At 68.0% G+C, this 14,704-nt stretch carries 20 protein-coding genes and 1 pseudogene; 16 read left to right on the forward strand and 5 right to left on the reverse strand.

Annotated elements, in window-relative coordinates; genetic code table 11:
* Positions 1-7: 7 nt before the first annotated feature.
* Positions 8-265 (reverse strand): annotated as a pseudogene (locus EUA98_RS20215) (helix-turn-helix domain-containing protein); the annotation flags it as partial.
* Between the two features lie 67 nt (positions 266-332).
* Between EUA98_RS20215 and map the strand changes: the two are divergent.
* The 3 genes from map (at position 333) to EUA98_RS05605 (ending at position 2,558) form a co-directional block, all read left to right on the forward strand.
* Positions 333-1,115 carry a type I methionyl aminopeptidase gene (map, locus tag EUA98_RS05595; protein WP_130101685.1) on the forward strand — a complete coding sequence of 261 codons (783 nt, stop codon included), beginning with the start codon at positions 333-335 and terminating at the stop codon, positions 1,113-1,115.
* Positions 1,116-1,191: 76 nt separating this feature from the next.
* Positions 1,192-1,770, forward strand: coding sequence for a winged helix-turn-helix domain-containing protein (locus EUA98_RS05600; RefSeq protein WP_130101686.1), 579 nt, complete (start codon positions 1,192-1,194; stop codon positions 1,768-1,770).
* A complete protein-coding gene (locus EUA98_RS05605; RefSeq protein WP_130101687.1) occupies positions 1,767-2,558 on the forward strand; it encodes an SRPBCC family protein in 792 nt (263 codons plus the stop codon). Before EUA98_RS05600 ends, EUA98_RS05605 begins: the two co-directional genes overlap by 4 nt.
* Positions 2,559-2,638: 80 nt before the next feature.
* Here the strand turns inward: EUA98_RS05605 and EUA98_RS05610 are convergent, their stop codons facing one another.
* The 3 genes from EUA98_RS05610 to EUA98_RS05620 all read right to left on the reverse strand — a co-directional run bounded on the left by EUA98_RS05610 (position 2,639) and on the right by EUA98_RS05620 (position 4,907).
* Entirely contained in the window at positions 2,639-3,880 is a 1,242-nt protein-coding gene (locus EUA98_RS05610) for an RNA polymerase sigma factor (protein ID WP_130101688.1), read from the reverse strand.
* Complete coding sequence (locus EUA98_RS05615) at positions 3,880-4,302, reverse strand: YciI family protein (protein WP_130101689.1); 423 nt, start codon at positions 4,300-4,302, stop codon at positions 3,880-3,882. Before EUA98_RS05615 ends, EUA98_RS05610 begins: the two co-directional genes overlap by 1 nt.
* A gap of 203 nt (positions 4,303-4,505) precedes the next feature.
* Positions 4,506-4,907 (reverse strand): VOC family protein, encoded by a 402-nt coding sequence (locus EUA98_RS05620; protein WP_130101690.1) that lies wholly within the window; start codon positions 4,905-4,907, stop codon positions 4,506-4,508.
* Between the two features lie 253 nt (positions 4,908-5,160).
* Here EUA98_RS05620 and EUA98_RS05625 point away from each other — a divergent pair, with 253 nt between their 5' ends.
* Positions 5,161-5,550 carry a VOC family protein gene (locus EUA98_RS05625; protein WP_130101691.1) on the forward strand — a complete coding sequence of 130 codons (390 nt, stop codon included), beginning with the start codon at positions 5,161-5,163 and terminating at the stop codon, positions 5,548-5,550.
* 46 nt (positions 5,551-5,596) lie between these two features.
* Here EUA98_RS05625 and EUA98_RS05630 read toward each other — a convergent pair whose 3' ends face one another.
* Positions 5,597-6,172, reverse strand: a complete 576-nt coding sequence (locus tag EUA98_RS05630) for a GrpB family protein (RefSeq protein WP_207218980.1) — start codon at positions 6,170-6,172, stop codon at positions 5,597-5,599.
* Positions 6,173-6,358: 186 nt separating this feature from the next.
* On the opposite strand from EUA98_RS05630, the gene EUA98_RS05635 reads away from it, so the two are divergent.
* From EUA98_RS05635 to EUA98_RS05690, 12 genes are all read left to right on the forward strand, one after another.
* Entirely contained in the window at positions 6,359-6,715 is a 357-nt protein-coding gene (locus EUA98_RS05635) for a hypothetical protein (protein ID WP_130101692.1), read from the forward strand.
* A 42-nt stretch (positions 6,716-6,757) separates the two neighbouring features.
* Complete coding sequence (locus EUA98_RS05640) at positions 6,758-7,210, forward strand: hypothetical protein (protein WP_130101693.1); 453 nt, start codon at positions 6,758-6,760, stop codon at positions 7,208-7,210.
* A 543-nt stretch (positions 7,211-7,753) separates the two neighbouring features.
* The gene (locus tag EUA98_RS05645; RefSeq protein WP_130101694.1) at positions 7,754-8,074 is read left to right on the forward strand and encodes a hypothetical protein; all 321 of its coding nucleotides are present in this window, start codon (positions 7,754-7,756) and stop codon (positions 8,072-8,074) included.
* A 1,367-nt stretch (positions 8,075-9,441) separates the two neighbouring features.
* Positions 9,442-10,539 (forward strand): tyrosine-type recombinase/integrase, encoded by a 1,098-nt coding sequence (locus tag EUA98_RS05650; RefSeq protein ID WP_130101695.1) that lies wholly within the window; start codon positions 9,442-9,444, stop codon positions 10,537-10,539.
* A gap of 74 nt (positions 10,540-10,613) precedes the next feature.
* Entirely contained in the window at positions 10,614-11,156 is a 543-nt protein-coding gene (locus EUA98_RS05655) for a hypothetical protein (protein ID WP_130101696.1), read from the forward strand.
* 448 nt (positions 11,157-11,604) lie between these two features.
* Positions 11,605-11,781 carry a DNA-binding protein gene (locus EUA98_RS05660; protein WP_130101697.1) on the forward strand — a complete coding sequence of 59 codons (177 nt, stop codon included), beginning with the start codon at positions 11,605-11,607 and terminating at the stop codon, positions 11,779-11,781.
* Between the two features lie 4 nt (positions 11,782-11,785).
* Positions 11,786-12,046 carry a hypothetical protein gene (locus EUA98_RS05665; protein WP_130101698.1) on the forward strand — a complete coding sequence of 87 codons (261 nt, stop codon included), beginning with the start codon at positions 11,786-11,788 and terminating at the stop codon, positions 12,044-12,046.
* On the forward strand, positions 12,039-12,326 hold the full coding sequence (locus tag EUA98_RS05670; protein ID WP_130101699.1) for a hypothetical protein: 288 nt from the start codon (positions 12,039-12,041) through the stop codon (positions 12,324-12,326). Before EUA98_RS05665 ends, EUA98_RS05670 begins: the two co-directional genes overlap by 8 nt.
* A 215-nt stretch (positions 12,327-12,541) precedes the next feature.
* The gene (locus EUA98_RS05675) at positions 12,542-13,579 is read left to right on the forward strand and encodes an AAA family ATPase (RefSeq protein ID WP_207218981.1); all 1,038 of its coding nucleotides are present in this window, start codon (positions 12,542-12,544) and stop codon (positions 13,577-13,579) included.
* A 145-nt stretch (positions 13,580-13,724) separates the two neighbouring features.
* Complete coding sequence (locus EUA98_RS05680) at positions 13,725-13,994, forward strand: WhiB family transcriptional regulator (RefSeq protein WP_130101700.1); 270 nt, start codon at positions 13,725-13,727, stop codon at positions 13,992-13,994.
* Position 13,995: 1 nt separating this feature from the next.
* Positions 13,996-14,205 carry a hypothetical protein gene (locus EUA98_RS05685; RefSeq protein ID WP_130101701.1) on the forward strand — a complete coding sequence of 70 codons (210 nt, stop codon included), beginning with the start codon at positions 13,996-13,998 and terminating at the stop codon, positions 14,203-14,205.
* 2 nt (positions 14,206-14,207) lie between these two features.
* Positions 14,208-14,603 carry a hypothetical protein gene (locus EUA98_RS05690; protein ID WP_130101702.1) on the forward strand — a complete coding sequence of 132 codons (396 nt, stop codon included), beginning with the start codon at positions 14,208-14,210 and terminating at the stop codon, positions 14,601-14,603.
* Positions 14,604-14,704 lie beyond the last annotated feature (101 nt).

Genomic DNA, 14,704 nt, shown 5'->3' on the forward strand with positions numbered 1-14,704 from the left:
TGGTTGGTTCGACGCCGCGTTCGGGTTCGTTGATCTCGGCCCACACTGCATCGAGGGAGAGGTCGAGGGCATGGGCGATCGCAGCGACGGTCGGGAAGGCAGGGGTCGCGATGCGGCCCGTCTCGATCTTCCGGAGGGTCTCCGGTGAGATATGTGCGTCGAGCGCGGTCTCGAGCATCGAGCGCTCGCCCCTGGCGCGACGCAACAGGGCGCCGAGGCGCTGTCCGCGCTCGACCTCTGCGGGAGTGAGTGGCAGCCTGACCATGGATCCGATTCTAGTACCGGGATAATATGGCCGGTATAGTTATTGGTGTTCATGAGAGAGTTGCCGCATGATCGAGATCCTCAACCCCGCCGAGCTCACCCGCGCAAGAGAGACAGGCGCCCTGGTCGGTCACATCTTGCAGGCCCTGAAGAGCCGCAGCGCCGTGGGCACGAGCCTCCTGGACATCGATCGGTGGGCCGAGACCATGATCGTCGAGGCTGGAGCACGGTCCTGCTATGTCGACTACGCGCCGTCCTTCGGGCGCGGGCCGTTCGGGCACTACATCTGCACGTCCGTCAACGACGCCGTGCTCCACGGGCTGCCGCACGACTACACGATTGCCGACGGCGACCTGCTGACGCTCGACCTCGCGGTCTCCCGAGGAGGAGTCGCCGCAGACTCCGCAGTCAGCTTCATCGTGGGCGAGTCAAAGCCCCCAGAGAGCGTCGTGCTGATCAGTACAACCGAACGCGCGTTGCGCGCAGGCATCGCGGCTGCCGGGCCCGGAGCTCGCATCGGCGACATCTCCCACGCCATCGGCTCGGTCCTCAGCGAGGCGGGGTATCCGATCAACACCGAGTTCGGAGGTCATGGCATCGGATCGACGATGCACCAGGACCCGCACGTCTCAAACACCGGACGGCCCGGCCGTGGATACACCCTGCGCCCCGGCCTGCTGCTCGCACTGGAACCGTGGGTCATGGTGGACACCGCCGAACTCATCACTGACCCCGACGGGTGGACGCTTCGAAGCGCGACAGGCTGCCGGACGGCACACAGCGAGCACACGATCGCCATCACCAGCGACGGCGCTGAAATCCTCACCCTGGCGACGCCGGCACAACTCTGAGACCACAGGGCCAGTCGGCCAGGTCGACGCCCAACAGGCCCTTGACAACAATTACTGTCAATGGCACGGTGGCGTCATGCAGGACGTCGAGGTCATCGAGAGCGCGGAGGCAGCCGCCGCTGCGCTGGATCCGGTCCGGGCCCGGCTGCTCGGCGAGCTGGCCGTCCCGGCCTCCGCCGCCGGGCTCGCCGCCCGGATCGGCATCACGCGCCAGAAGGTCAACTACCACCTCAAGGCGCTCGAGGCGCACGGCCTGGTGGAGCTGTCCGAGGAGCGCCGGCACGGCGGGCTCACCGAGCGGGTGCTGCAGGCGTCGGCGGCGTCGTACGTCGTGTCGCCGGCGGCCGTCAGCGCGTCGGCGGCCGACCCGGACGCCAACGCCGACCACCTGTCGGCGGGCTACCTCGTCGCGCTGGCCGGCCGGCTGGTGCGCGAGGTCGGCGCCCTGGCGCGCCGGGCCGGCGCGTCCGGCAAGCGCCTGCCCACGCTGACCATCGACACGCAGATCGGCTTCCGTTCGGCCGCCGACCGGGCTGCCTTCGCGGACGACCTGACCGCCGCGGTTCTCGACCTGGCCGCGCGCTACCACCACGACGACGGGCGCCCGCACCGGCTCGTCGTCGCCGCCCACCCCCTTCCTGAGGAGGCGTCATGAGCACGAAAACGAACGTCCCGTACCGCCTGGAGTTTGCCGTCGAGGTCCCGGGCACCCCGGAGCAGGTCTGGCAGGCGATCGCCACCGCCAAGGGGATGAGCGCCTGGTTCCTGCCGACCGAGATGGAGGAGCGCGAGGGCGGGGCCCTGCACTTCACGATGGGCCCCGAGATGGGCTCGGACGGCCAGGTCACCGGCTGGGACCCGCCGCGCCGCATCGTCTACGAGGAGGACTGGGCCGCCCTCATGGGCCAGGACCCGGATGCGCTCAGCCCCCTGACGTCGGAGTTCCTCGTCGAGGCGCAGTCCGGCGGCACCTGCCTCGTGCGCGTCACCAGCAGCGGCTTCGGGACCGGCGCCGCCTGGGAGTCGGAGTTCTGGGACGACATGGGCACCAGCTGGATGCCGTTCTTCGACAACCTGCGTCTCTACCTGGCGCACTTCCCCGGCCAGGAGGCCACGCAGCTGGAGGTCACCGCCTCCCACGCCGGCGACCCGGAGGTGCTCTGGTCGGCCCTGCACGACGCGCTCGGGCTGGGCGACGAGGGCGCGACGGTCGAGGTCCGCGACGCCACCGGCACGGTCGAGCGGGTGGGCCAGCGGCAGGCACTGGTTCGGCTGACCGCGCCGGTGCCCGGGATGCTCAGCGTCTTCGCGCACGGCGAGGGCGACGGCAAGGCGACGGTAGGCGTGCGGGCGTACCTGTTCTCCGCCGACGCCGCGGACTACGTGCGGCGCGAGGAGCCAGGCTGGCAGGCCTGGCTGCGAGAGCTCTCCGTCCCAAGCTGAATCACGTGGCCGACGGCGTCTGGGCCTGGCAGAGCGAGCGGGTCCATCCCGCTCCTCGACCACTCAAGGGCGTGAGCGGATCAAGACCTGCTGGCCCGGGCGAGCAGATGTGCGCGCTCCGCCTCGTTCGAGGTGAGCTCGGCGGCACGCTCGAACTCCGCTCGTGCCTCCGCGGAGCGGCCGAGCTTGGCCAGCAGGTCGCCGCGCACGCTCGGCAGCAGGTGGTAGCTGCGCAGCGCGGCGACGTCGAGCAAGCCGTCGGTCACAGCGAGCCCGACGGCCGGTCCGTCGGTCATCGACAAAGCGACCGCGCGGTTCAGCTCGACGATCGGCGAGCGGGTCAACGCGACGAGGTCGCCGTACAGGGAGGCGATGCGCTCCCAGTCGGTGTCCTGCGCACGCGGTGCTCTGGCATGGCAGGCCGCGATCTTCGCCTGGATCGCATAGGAGCCGGTGCCCCCGATCTCCTCGGCCCGATCCAGCGCGGCGAGACCGTGCATGATCAGCAACCGGTCCCAGCGCGCACGGTCTTGCTTGTCGAGCGTGACGATCTCGCCGTCGGGCCCGGTGCGGGCGCGAAGGCGGGACGCCTGGATCTCCATCAACGCCACCAGGGCGTGCGTCTCGGACTCGTCGGCTGCCAACGCAGCGAGCATGCGGCCGAGGCGCATCGCCTCGTGGCACAGCTCGGCGCGGGCCCACCGCCGGCCGGCCGTGGCCGCGTAGCCCTCGTTGAAGATCAGGTAGACGGCCTCGAGCACGGAGCTCAGCCGGTCGTCGAGGTCCGCGCCGACCGGAACCTCGAAGGGCACGTTGGCCTCGGTGAGCGCCTTCTTCGCCCGAGTGATCCGTGCTGCCATCGTGGTCGTCTGCACCAGGAACGCCCGGGCGATCTCCTCGGTCGACAGCCCGGCGACCACCTTCAGAGTGAGGGCCACGCGGGCTTCGACCGACAGCACCGGATGGCAGGCCGTGAACATGAGCCGCAGCACGTCGTCCTCGACATGGGGGTCGAACTCGATCTCGTCCATCGGCGTCGCCTGATCCCTGAGTTCGCGACCGAGCAGATCGACCTTGCTCTGCAGCGTCACGGCGCGACGAATCGTGTCGACGCCGCGGCGGCGCGCCACGGCCATCAGCCAGGCGCCCGGGGTGTCCGGGACGCCTGACGCGGGCCACTGTTCGAGCGCGGCGACGAGTGCGTCCTGCGCAAGGTCCTCGGCCAGCCCGACATCGCGAACGAGACGGGCCAGGCCGGCGATCAGTCTGGCGGATTCGATCCGCCAGACCGCCTCGATCGCCTGCTGGGTCGTCGAGGTCACTACGGACTGGTGGTGGAGTCGTGGCGCGCCCGCTCCGCGGCAGCCTCGATCTCGGCGCCGAAGGAGTCGGCGAAGTCCTCGGCGTCGAAGATCTTTCGCAGCTCCATCTCGCTGTTGCGCAACGGCGAGCGTTTGGCCCACTCGACGGCCTCTTCCATGGAGGCGACCTCCCAGATCGCGTAGCCCGCGACCAGCTCCTTCGTCTCGGCGAACGGGCCGTCGATCACCGTGGCGTTGCCGTCGGCGTCAAGGGCGACCCGCTTGCCCTTGCTGGTCGGCTGGAGTCCGTCACCAGCCACCAGCACGATGCCCGCCTCGGCGAGCTTCTCGTTGTACTGGTCCATCGCCACGAACTCCTCGGGGGTGCCGAACTCGCCGGCCTCCGACCGCCCGGTCGCCTTGCCCAGAACCATGACCTTCATCACCGTGCTCCTTCGCGTCTGCCCGGGATCGGCCCCATTGACCGATTCCACCTTGGCTCACCCGTGCGTCGAACGGGAAGGGCTGGATTCGACATGCTGCCGGAGCCCTTCTCGTCGGGCTTGAGCGGACGGCGGCGCTGCCGGGCTGTCACGGGCGCAATGGCGCACGCGCCCTCGGGGTGCGACTGGCCGCGGCTGGACGTTCAGTCGCCCTCGAACCCGATGAGCCAGTGGAGCCCGTACCGGTCGATGACCTGCCCGTCGGTTGCACCCCAGGGTCGCGTCTGCAGGCGATCGACGACCCGGCCGCCCTCTGCGAGGCCGGCGAACCACGTGCGCAGGGTGGCGGGGGCGGCGGTGCCAAGCAGGGCCAACATCAGGCCCTCGCAATGGACCGGCGGCTCGTCGCCCGACACATCGGCAGCAAAGAGCGCGACCGGTCCCTCGACCAGGAAGCCGTGGGCGATGGCGTCAGCCGGACCGTCCGTGCGGTTGAACTCCGCGAGGGTGTGCAGCTGAACGTCGCAGCCGAAGACGTCACCGTAGAACGTCAAGGCTTCACGAGCCGTGCCCGGGAAGCGGAGGTAGGGCGTGGGGTCGGTCATCGTCCGATGCTATGGACTGCGGCTGGGACGCGCGTCTGGTCCATGGTGTCGTCCACCTCCTGCGATGGACGCGAAGACCTCACGTCACGAGAGGTTCACGTCGCTCCCCATCCACGGGCGTGCCGCTCGACGACGTCGCATGGATTCGAACCCGTTGCCTGTGCGCCACCGTGCGATTGACCGCCAAGGAAGGCGACCCTAAATTTGTCCTTGTCGACCAGTCGAGGGTCGCCTGGTCCGCGCTGGAGAGATCATGCTCGCTGACTACCTGCCGATCCCCGCGATTGCGGTCAAGGACCTCGAAAGGGCTCGCGCCTTCTATGAGGGAACCCTCGGGTTCTCGCCGGCCGGTGATGTCCCGGATGGTGTGATGTACCGCGCCGGCAACAGCGGGTTCCTGGTGTACCCGTCCGAGTACGCCGGAACGAACAAGGCCACCGCGATGTCGTTCCAGGTGACGCCGGGTGCCTTCGACGACGAGGTGGCGGCGTTGCGCGCGAAGGGGCTGAGCTTCCAGACCTTCGACATTGACGGCCTGGTCTGGGACGGCGACGTTGCGATCATGGGGGATGCCAAGGCGGTGTGGTTCGCCGACCCGGACGGCAACGTCCTCAACCTCGAATCGGCACAAGTGATCAGCTGACGGATCCATCGTGACGACCGCGATGCGATGGGTCTTGGGCAACTGATCAGGCTTCGTCGGGGCGCGCGCTGGCGGCGCGCCACGTTCGCGCGCGGGTGAGGATGTCGAGTACGACGTCGGTCTTCGCGTCGGCGTAGTCGTTCATGTCGTTCCATTGCTGCTGCGCGAGGTGCCGCTTGACGGTCGCGTACAGGAGGCGGTCGTCGCTGCTGACGCGGAGCCAGTCCCGCAGGTCCAGGTAGTCGCGCTCTTCGGCCCGGCCCGTGGCGTAGACGTGCAGGTGCATGTCGCGCTGCGGGGTCCGGAACATGCGATGGTCCGGCTCGCGGACGCGGAGCTCGAAGCCGGCCGCTTCTAGCGGCGGGACGAACGCGGCCTCGTCCTGGACGTCGTCCACGACCAGGAGCATGTCGATGAGGGGTTTCGCGGCCAGGCCCGGTACCGAGGTCGACCCGATGTGCTCGAGGCGGCGCACCCGTGGTCCTAGCGCTCGCCTGACCCGGTCGGCGAGGGCCTCGAACCGGGCGGGCCACGCGTCGTCGTAGTCGACCACCACGATGCTCGCGGGCTCCCGGCCACCGATCAGCACGGCATCGAGATATGCGTTGCGATCGTCATCCACGGCCCCATCCTCTCGTGCCGCAAGCCTCACCCTGACTCGTGCCGGTAGGGCGCCCCCGGAGCACGGCGCCGACCAGATCGACCTGACCACCCGCTCCGCCCTGCACTTCGCGGGACAACCCGTGTGTGCCCTCACCGCCAGGTCGGCCGCACAGCGCCACTCCGGACGATCACATGGCGATTGGCCATGGCGCTACCGTGGCGGGTGCTGGTCTCCCACCTCGAGGAGCCGATCGTGTTCGTGCTCATCACCGCTGTGGGCGTCGCCCTGGGCTACGCCTACGCGGGGTTTGTCGACCGGCGCTTCGGCCCGAAGGACTGGCGCCGGTGGATGGCGCTGACGCCATTCTGGGTGCTGGCCGTCGGGGTGGCCCTGGCGCTGCACACCGTGAACATGACGGACCTCGCCCCGCAGGCGCTCCAGGCGTTCGCGCTGGGATCTGTCGCCGAAGCCCTGATCGACTCCCTGGGCGCTCGTCGGCGCCGACGAGTCGATGAGCGCGATGCTCGTGATATCGGCCCGGAACCCCGTCGCTTTCCCTAGCGTTCAGGACACCGCCACCGGGCGGCCGGTCGAGGGGGTGCGATGACGTCGCTGCTTCGCGTGTGGTGCACGACTGGCGTCGTCGTCGCGGTGCTGACGGGGTGCAGCGGCGCACCGGCGTCGGAGTCAACCTTGAGCGACGGCGTCGCCCTTGAGGAGTTCTGCGCGCTCGCGCTCGACGTGGAGGACGTGGTCGCGCAGGCCGACGGCGCGGATGTCGTCGTGACGTGGCGGGACACCCAGGCCCACCTGGGAGCGACCGAGTACTGGGTCGCGCGCCGGGCGCCCGGTGAGACCGGGTGGGCGATCGTCGGCACGGTCGAGCTCGAGCCGGACGCCGAGCGCCGACAAGTCGACACCCCTCCCGAGGGCGGGCTCCCGGCCGAGTACACGGTGGCCGTCGAGGGCAGCTGCGTTCGCTCGCCAGCTGATATCTGCGCGGAGGGCGCTCCGTGCCCGGTCGCAAGCATCGATCCTCCGGCCATCAAGCCCTGACCGCCAGGAGACCCACATGCACAGACGTCGCCTGCGTGCTCGCGGTCGCGCTCGTCGCGACCGCTGCGCCGGCTACCGCGGCGGACGGCCGCGAGGGAACGACGTACCCGTCGTCGCGAGGTCTCGCCCGCGCGGCAGCGCCCAGCCGAGTTCGGTGTTCAGTTCGGCGAGGACGCCGCGGCAGTCTGGATGTGGCACGACGAAGACCGGGGCCTCCTCGAAGACCCGCAGCGGCCGAGCCTGATTCCCTTTGCGCGCTTTCTTGCTTTGCGCACCTCGTTGGAGCGATCACGCGGGTATCGATCGATCACGACAGACAATGAGCGAGACCCGGAACCAACTCTCCTCCCGGTGTCTTCCTCTTCCATGACCTGCCGCCGAGCGCACGGCGCAAGGCGTGTTTGGCCGACACCGGGTAGCGCCAATTGGTAGGTGATGTGCCGTCCACATCGTGCCGCCGCGAGGGCTACCTATGGACCTGTTCCTTGGGTCCCGGATCTGAGATAGGTTTCTATTGTCGGTCAATCTGGGAGGTGAACGGAAGTGTCACCTGTCACTGCATTGTTCGTCATCGCAGCCTCGCTCTGCGTGACTGTGTTCGAACTGTCCAGGATTCGAAGCTGGCCTAAGGAGTCCGTCAGCTACGTGATATTTCGTGACACACGTCGCACGCCGCTGGGCACAATCTCGGGATGGGCTGGCGGATGGTTCTGGACCGCAGCGGTCGTGTCGATCGTGATACAGGGCACTTCATGGCCCTGGATCGCAGCGTTCTGTACGCTGCTGATCGCCCCCGGTTTCATTCTCGTTTGGGCGCACAACCGGCGCGTCATCGCTGATGTCGAGAACGGACTGCCGGCCTGACCACGGTCCAGCGGGGCTCGGGCGATTCCCTCGGCCGCACGTCGCTGGTGTGGATCGCGTCGGGCGGACTCGCGTTGCTGCCGCATACGGCCGTCGCCTGTCGCGCGTGAGAGCGATCCCTGCCGGTCTCCTCGTGATCGGACGCGTGGGATTCACTCTGGCCAGCCTCAACGTGTTGGCCGCGACGCCGTTGTCGAGTGCTACAGCGAAACCAGCGCCGTGCCGATGAGAACCACATGGACAACGATCGTTGGCGCCAGTCCGAGCGGACGATTGAGCAACTTCTCCCTCGCCAACCCCCGCGGGGACGGCGACGACGGCAGGTTCAACCTTCACGCCGAAAGCGCCGGATCGTGGCTGGACAGAAGCCAATGGCCCGCGGCGGGCAGGATGGGACTCGAATCAATCAGCGCACGAACTGGGCCAAGCCAGTGCTTGCCGGACTCGTGCTCGTGGTACTCGTGCTCGTGATCCTGCAGCGTCTGAGCGCGACTCCGGTCGCGGGGTAGCGACAGTCAAGCGGTGCCACCGGCCGAGTTCGAGACCGTGCGACGCTTTTCCTTGCGTGTCGGCGCGGCCGCAGTTCTTCCCGAGTTGGCAGGTGCCAGGAGTGGGGATGCACGTTGCGGTGAGACGCCGAGAACGGTCGCTGCGTCAGCACCCGAGACGCCAGCACGAATCAATGCGTGGGCGGCCTCGCGCGAGGCGATTGCAGCGTTCCGCTGTAGCCGGTCGAGATCGGCCATTTGCTTGCGTGCAGCTCGAACCTGTGCGGCAAGCCCCGGGGTCGAGCGCCGGCTCGACGTGGACCTCGTTGCGGAGATGAGTCCGCGGGCGGTGCTAGGGGCATCGCGCAAGGTTCGGGACTGGGTCGCACCGATCCCGTCCACGGTGATGACCCACCACTGGCCATCGCGGGCCGCGGTGGCGGCATAGGTCTTGTTCACTGCGGTGGGGCGCGCTGGCGGCTCTCCACGTTCGTGCGCGGATGCGGATGTCGAGCACGACGTCGGTCTTTCAGATGGATGCGCGATCGCGTCGTTTGCGAGAACGCTCAAGGCGCGCGGGTGCAGCTGATGGAGCCGGGTGCCAGGAGGGAATCTGCCACTGCCAGCAGTGGGAGCGCCATGCCTGCCGCCGTTCGCTCTGACACGCGAATGACACGGGATGACGTTGCTGCATTTTTCAGAGGGTGCCCGCGAAAGGATTCGAACCTAGATATTACCTATGTGACGCGATAGGACACAACTGCACACCAGTGTCCTGACCTGCGGATTAGGCATCCTTTCGCGCAGGACGTATGGTGCCACTTAAGGCGCTGGGGGACTTTGCTCCTGGCACGAATCTGGCACGAGGGGATGTGCGTCATGGCGTTCGGCAACGTTCGGAGACTCCCCTCGAAGCGCTTTCAGGCCCGCTATCAGGTGGGGGAAGAGTCGATCGCCGCGCCGACGACGTTCGACACGAAGAGGGATGCCCTCGCGTGGCTCGCCCGCCGGCAGACCGCGCTCGCCGACGGCATGACCAAGACGCCGAGCCAGCTCGCAGCACGCACGACGTTCGAGGACTACGCGAACGACTGGCTCGCGCACCGGCCGCTCAAGTCCTCGACGCGCGTCCTGTACCGCCGTCAGCTCGACAAGGAACTGATCAAGACGTGGGGCGACCGCACCCTGTCCTCGATCGCTCCGGCCGACGTGCGCGACTGGCACGCGCTGCTCCTGCCCAAGCGGCCGACCGAGCGCGCACACATCTACTCACTCCTGCGGACGATCCTCGGCACGGCCGTGGCCGACGACGTGATCCCCGCGAACCCATGCCGGGTGCGTGGTGCGGGTCAGACTCGCCGCGCGAAGCCGATCAAGCCCGCGACCCTGCCCGAGCTCACGGCGCTCACGGCCGCGATGCCCGAGCGATACCGGCTCGCGATCCTCCTGGGTGCGTGGTGTCAGTTGCGGTTCGGCGAGGCATCCGAACTACGGCGCCGTGACATCGACATGAAGGACGGCGTTGTGCGCGTTCGGCGGGGGGTCACGTGGCTCACCGGCAAGCCCGTGGTCGACACCCCCAAGACCGAGGCAGGCGTTCGCGACATCGCGATACCCCCTCACCTCCTGCCCGTCGTCAAGACGCACATGCTCGACCACGTAGCGCGCGGACCCGAGGCGCTCCTGTTCCCCCGCAAGCCCGGGGTCAACGAGCAGACCTCGCCCTCGACGTTCACGGGCATGTTCAACAAGGCCAAGATCGAGGCCGGGCGACCGGATCTCAGGTTCCACATGATGCGCCACACGGGCGCCACGCTCGCCGCAGCGTCGGGAGCCACCCTGGCCGAACTTATGGCGCGCCTGGGGCACACAACCCCCGCCATGGCCCTCAAATACCAGCACGCCTCAGCCGACCGTGACCGGGTGCTCGCCCGGGCGCTATCCGACCTCGCGATGGGGGGAGTGAGCAAGACCTAGAACGACGAAGGCCCCGACCAGTGCTCTAACACCGGCCGGGGCGAGTCCAGCACCACTACAGATGGAGCAAGACCATGACCAGCATTGCAGCAACCACCGCAACCAGCACCTTCGCCACCCGGTACCTCGACGCACTCCCCGCCGGAACGCAGGTCGAGCACTTCGACCACAGGGAGAACCGCCTGCACTGGACCAAGAGCGACGGCGACACGTGGGTGAGCGCCGTAGATGGCAGTCCGGTCGCGACCGAGGACGTCTACGCCGACGCAGACCGCTTGTTCGTGTGGCCCGCGGGTCGCGGCATCCCGACTTTCGCGGCACCGCTGGACGAGTGCCCGAGCTGGGCTGACCGTTCCGACGCTTGGTCGTGGATCGCCGTCGATGACGTCTGGCAGCACTTCGCATCCCACTCGTTCGGTACGGGCGAGGCGCGGGGCGTCGTGACCGTAGACAGGTTCGATCACGCACACGCGGACGGCACGATCGACCTCGGCGAGGTCGGGATCTCTGTGGACGTCGAGGACATCGAGGGCGCTGCGGACGCCCGTCAGATCGGCCAGTGGCTCGTCGAAGCCGGGGACCTTGTTGACCGGATCAACGGCGTCACCGCCGCCTGACCTCACCCGCACGACGGCGCCGCCCCTGAGCTACGGCCCGGGGGTGGCGCTTTGCGTCGCCCAGACTGGGGCTCGATCGGTCCGAACCCCGGTACGAGATTCGCGTCCACAGGCCGGGGGCGGCTTCCGCGCTCAGAATCGTGACAACTGGTCGGTCGTGCACAAGCTAATGCACGTCCCGTGCACAGGCTCTGGGCCTGTTGTCCACAGCGTGTCCACAGGCCGGTGCACACGCGCGCTCGACGAAACTCACATCGGTGTAGTTAAGTCATGACAAGGCCGAACAGACCTAATACATGACGTCAACTGAAGCCGCTCACCCCTGATCCAGCCGCGCCAACGGCCAGGGGGTGAGCGGCGAACCCCCGCTAGAGAGGCCAACACGATGGTTGCACGATCCGTTCATTCTGAAAACCCAGATCTCAAGATGCCCTCCGATCACCGGACCGTGGGCGATCTCGTCACGGTACAGGAAACGGCGATCTGGCTACGTGAGACCGAGAGGTCGGTGCGCCGCCGGATCGCCGGCGGGCAGCTCACGGCCTACAGGCTGGGAACCAAGCGCATCCTGCTCGCGCGCTCGGACGTCGAAGCGCTCCTGGTCCTCATCCCCACCGCGGCCTAGAGCCGTGGCCGATCGTCAGCACGACGCCACAGGTCCAATCACCCATCTTCCACCCTTCACCCCTGAGCAGGCCGCCCGGGCTGTCGAGCACGACCTCGCCGTGGTCCTGGTCGAGCGCGTCGACCTCGAGCATGTTCGCCGTCGCGCCCTGTTCAACTTGCCCGCCGCAGCACGAGCTGAGCGCCGAGCACGTGACGCCGGCAAGGCCGTCCGCGTCGTCCTGGTGCGCCTCGAGCCCGTCGGTGTGGTGGTCTCGGATGACTGAACCTCGAGAGATCCCGGCGCTTCACGAGATCAGCCCGTGGGGCCGTCAGATCGTCCTAGCGCATATCGAGAGTGAGCGCGCATCGGCCCTCGCACTGGGCATCGCCATTGGCCGTCAGGAGGTCTATGACGCCTGGCACCAGACCGCCGTGGTCTCCGCAGCGGTCGCGCAGATGATCGCCAACACCCCGAGCTACGCCGAACTCTGCCGACGTCGTGGCGAACCCGAGCTAGCCGCCCGACAGCTCGCCACGCTCTCGGCTAATGGGGTGACATCTTGACGGTCGCTCACGACGTCGCATGGCCCGAGACGGCCGAGCCCGGGACCGTTCCGCCTGAGCAGATCGCCGCTCAGCACGCCGCGAGCCGTTCCCCGAGTGTTCCCCGGGAACAGGGAACAGGGACGATCTCGAGTGTTCCCTGTTCCCGTACCCCGGGTGTGGGGAACGGGGAACAGAGCCTCTACACCGACGTTGCCGCGCTACTCGACGGCACGATGCCCAAGCCGCCCAAGCCCACCTACCTGTATCGGACCGATGGGTGCGCGCTGTTCTACCCGGGGCAGGTCTCGCTCGTGTTCGGAGATCCCGAGAGCGGCAAGACGTGGATCTGTCTCGCGTGCGTTGCCGAGGTGCTCTCACACGGTCACAGCGCGCTCGTGATCGACCTCGACCACAACGGGCCGCACTCGACCATTGCCCGCCTCATCATGCTGGGGGCGCCTGAGACCGCACTACGCGATCCCGCGCGGTTCCGGTACGCCGAGCCCGAGGACGGCGCCGAGCTCGTGGCGATCGTTCACGACGCCTCGACGTGGAAGCCCGACGTCGTGGTGCTCGACTCGCTCGGGGAGATCGTGCCGCTGTTCGGCAGGTCGAGCAACAACCCCGACGACTTCACCCTCGTGCACTCGCTCGTGATGAAGCCGCTAGCGATGGGTGGCGCCGCCGTCCTGTGCATCGACCACCTAGCCAAGGGCGCCGAGTCACGCGCTCAGGGGTCGACGGGGACAGCCGCCAAGCGTCGTGCTATCGGCGGGATCTCGCTCCGGGTGACTCTCCGGGATGCGTTCGTGCCCGGCAAGGGTGGCGCCGCCTACCTCGTGGTCAACAAGGATCGGCACGGGGGAGTCCGGGCGAACTGCCCCACGGGGGACAAGGAACCCCTAGCGGGAACGTTCGTGATGACCTCGAATGGCGAGGACGAGACCGAGTGGCAGATCGTCGCGCCGGCGAACAACGACCGGAACCCGGGGGAGATCGCAGACGCCGCCGACGTCGCAGCACTCGCCGCCCTCGACCCCCGACCTGCCTCGGTCCGGGACGTCAAAGAGCGCATGAAGTGGCGCTCAGAGCGTGCCAATGCTGCTCTCAAGGCATGGCGCGAACTGCCTGATCCCGCGTGTTCCCCGTTCCCCACACCGGGGGTCGGGGAACGGGGAACAGAGCCCGATGGAACGTGCTCGATCTGTCACACGGGGATGTTCAACCTCGGAGACGGCGCCACAACCCACCCGGTATGCGGTGCCCGATGATGCTCGACGAGCTCGTGAACCGTCACCTAGGCGGCGGGTGCGACGACTGTGGCGCCTGCCAAACGCTCACGACCGATGGGGCCGGGATCTACGTCCTGACGGTCTCCCATGACCACTCGTGCCCGTACCTCGCGGGGGTGACCCGATGACCACCCGCGCCGATCTGCTCGAGGCCCTGGGCAACCTCTCCGAGGTGGGCCGCGTGGCCCCGTGCTGGGCCGATCCCCTCGCCGGTTGGGTATCCGAGATCCCACGCGAGGTACGGGCCGCCAAGAGGCTTTGCGCGCCCTGCCCAGCGTTCACGGGATGCCGCGAGTACGGCACCGGCGAGGGCAAGCGCGAATTAGGAGTGTATGCGGGCCAAAGCATGACCGAACGACTCAACCGAACGACCAACCCAACGAAAGCAGCCTGACATGACCCCGACCCTCCACGTCCTCGCAGAGCGCCAGCACACGGCGCTGCACGAGCCATCCGACCAGTTCCGCACCATCCGAGCGCGCGCGGTCGATCAGCCTCGTATCGGGGCGTCCGTGCACCTGGGCGAGTGGTCGATGAGCCCCGACGATGCGCGACTGCTCGCCGCTTCGCTGAACCTGCTCGCCGACTCGATCGAGGAGAACTGACCATGGGTATCCCTGGCGTCCTCTCCAACCTCATCCCTGACGGACCCGACTGGATCGGCCGCGCGATTCGCGACATCGAACGAACGGCGATGGAGGACCGCGCGGCCGTCGCTCAGTCGTTCGGACCCGTGATGACGAACCTCGCCGAGAAGCAGGCCGCGCTAGAGGCTCAGCAGGTCGCGCTCGCCGCTCAGGACGTCGTGATCCTCGCGCAAACCGAAGCGCTCGCGGCGCAGGACGTGAAGATCCTCGAGCTCATCGCTGCTCAGGTGGGCGCCGATGGGCAGACCGTCGGCTTGCTCGGGGACTCGATCGGGGCCGTGTGGGCTGACTACGTGATCACGAGCCACACAGCGCCGTCCTGGGCTGCGAAAGCCCTACGGGTCAGGATGAGTTGAGGCCGGTGGTTCATAGCAAGTCCGCCAGCGTGGGGCGTGAACCAGGAGTTCATCAGCATGAGTTCGTCTTTGATCGCGGTACGCGACGATGGTCGTATGAG

It is taken from the genome of Pengzhenrongella frigida (assembly GCF_004168625.1).
GTDB lineage: Bacteria > Actinomycetota > Actinomycetes > Actinomycetales > Cellulomonadaceae > Pengzhenrongella > Pengzhenrongella frigida.